General features: G+C 55.7%; 1 pseudogene. It reads right to left on the minus strand.

From position 1 onward, the window contains the following. Positions 1–251, minus strand: a pseudogene (locus LI126_RS14675) (ATP-dependent zinc metalloprotease FtsH); the annotation flags it as partial. Positions 252–289: the final 38 nt, after the last annotated feature.

Consider the following 289-nt stretch of genomic DNA (forward strand, 5'->3'; position numbering starts at 1 on the left):
GCCTGATCGTAGCCTTGGCCAGCAAAAACCTGTCCAGAGCTCTGCAGCTCAACCGGACCGATCTTGTCGCTCATCCCGTATTGGGTAACCATGGCCCGCGCAATCTGCGTTGCCTGTTCAAAGTCATTGGAAGCCCCGGACGACTGTGAATGGAAGATGATTTCTTCAGCTGCCCGGCCACCCATCAGACCAGCAATCTGCTCTTCAGCATTTTTCTTGCTCATCAACATCTGGTCTTCACGCGGCAGCATGATTGCATACCCACCGGCGCGGCCACGTGGTACGATCG

The organism is Mediterraneibacter sp. 210702-DFI.5.30 (assembly GCF_020560115.1).
Classification (GTDB): domain Bacteria; phylum Bacillota; class Clostridia; order Lachnospirales; family Lachnospiraceae; genus Mediterraneibacter; species Mediterraneibacter faecis.